Source organism: Methylobacterium bullatum, from assembly GCF_014845095.1.
Taxonomy (GTDB): Bacteria; Pseudomonadota; Alphaproteobacteria; order Rhizobiales; family Beijerinckiaceae; genus Methylobacterium; species Methylobacterium bullatum.
This window is the reverse complement of sequence record NZ_NKUG01000267.1, coordinates 1-1,573: the sequence shown is the minus strand read 5'-3', so window position 1 is coordinate 1,573 and position 1,573 is coordinate 1. Positions and strand designations below refer to the sequence as shown.

The window sequence follows — 1,573 nt, the reverse complement described above, 5'->3', positions numbered from 1 at the left end:
CCGAGATCGCCTTCGAGGCGGCGCTTCAACCGCTCGCCGGCGATGAGGCCAGACCCCAGGCGCAGGTCGAGGAGCCCCATGACCCGCCGCCGCGTCAGCGACAGGGCGAAATCCTTGAGCAGATCGAGCTTGCCGGCGGCGTAGCATCCCCCCACGACGGCACCGATGGAGCAGCCGGCCACCATGTCGGGGTGGATGCCGGCCTCTTCCAGCACCTCGATGACGCCGATATGCGCCCAGCCCCGCGCGGAACCGCCGCCCAGAGCGAGGCCGATTCGCGGTCGCGGCGGCGGCTGTTCGGCCACGGGCTCGACATTGCCCCGTGGAAAGACCGGCTTCTGCGACAGGGTAGACAGCATGCCCTGGCGGTAGAGGGCGACCCCGCGAAAGGACAGCCCATCCCAGGTCACGGCCCGGCGGGTCCGAGCAGGGCCTCGCCGGATACCGGATCGAGGGAGACGGCGCGGTAGAAGCAGGAGCGTCGCCCGGTATGGCAACATCCGCCGTCGCCCCCGACCTCCACCGAGATCAGGAGCGCGTCTTGGTCGCAATCGACCCGCATCTCGACGACGCGCTGGACCTGTCCGCTCGTGGCGCCCTTGTGCCAGAGCTCGCTCCGCGAGCGCGACCAGTACCAGGCCTCGCCGGTCTCGAGGGTGAGCCGCAGGGATTCGGCGTTCATGTGGGCGAGCATCAGGACCCGGCCGTCATGGGCGTCGACGGCGATGCAGGCGACGAGACCGTTCGCGTCGAAGCGCGGGGTCAGCGTTCCGCCTTCCTCCACATCCTTGCGCGAACCGGGCAGGGAGAACCCACCGGGCACGGCGGAAGCTTGGCTCACCGTCATCGCGTGGAATGCCCGCGTCAGTTCTTGTTGTTGCGGACGAGGGTCAGGAACCGGACCTGCTCGTTGGCATCGTCCTTGAACACGCCGCGGAACTGCGTGGTCAGGGTGGAGACGCCGGCCTTCTGCACGCCGCGCATGGCCATGCAGAGATGCTCGGCCTCCACCATCACGGCGATGCCGCGCGGCTTGAGGATGCTCTCGATCACGTCGGCGATCTGGGCCGTCATGGTCTCCTGCGTCTGCAGGCGGCGGGCGAAGGTGTCGACCACGCGGGCGAGCTTCGACAGGCCGACCACGCCCTTGGTGGGGTAATAGGCGATATGAGCGAGGCCCATGAACGGCACCATGTGGTGCTCGCAATGGGAATAGAACGGGATGTCGCGCACGAGGACGATGTCGGAATAGCCCTCGACCTCTTCGAACACGCGCTCGAGCAGGGCATCGGCATCCTGCTCGTAGCCGCCGAAGAGCTGGCCATAGGCCTTCGCCACACGGGCGGGCGTGTCCTTGAGACCCTCGCGGCTCGGGTCGTCACCGGCCCAGCGCAGCAGGGTGCGCACGGCGGCCTCGGCCTCCTCCCGGCTCGGGCGGCCGGTGGCCACGGCATCGGGCACGCGCTTGGCCGAAGCGGGCAGGGGGGCGACCTCGGCGGGGGCCTCCACCGGTTCCTTTATACCATCTGAAGCTGCCGGTAAAACGAAGAGGTGAGAGCTAGATGCGGGGTCA

At 68.7% G+C, this 1,573-nt stretch carries 3 protein-coding genes; all 3 read right to left on the bottom strand.

Annotated elements, in window-relative coordinates:
- Positions 1–359 (bottom strand): patatin-like phospholipase family protein (locus tag MBTS_RS22955; protein WP_192216573.1); only part of this gene is annotated, 359 nt, incomplete at its 3' end.
- Positions 360–406: 47 nt separating this feature from the next.
- Entirely contained in the window at positions 407–847 is a 441-nt protein-coding gene (gene hisI, locus MBTS_RS22950; protein WP_210322930.1) for a phosphoribosyl-AMP cyclohydrolase, read from the bottom strand.
- Between the two features lie 17 nt (positions 848–864).
- Positions 865–1,482, bottom strand: coding sequence for a GTP cyclohydrolase I FolE (folE, locus tag MBTS_RS22945; protein WP_244973630.1), 618 nt, complete (start codon positions 1,480–1,482; stop codon positions 865–867).
- Between the last annotated feature and the right edge of the window lie 91 nt (positions 1,483–1,573).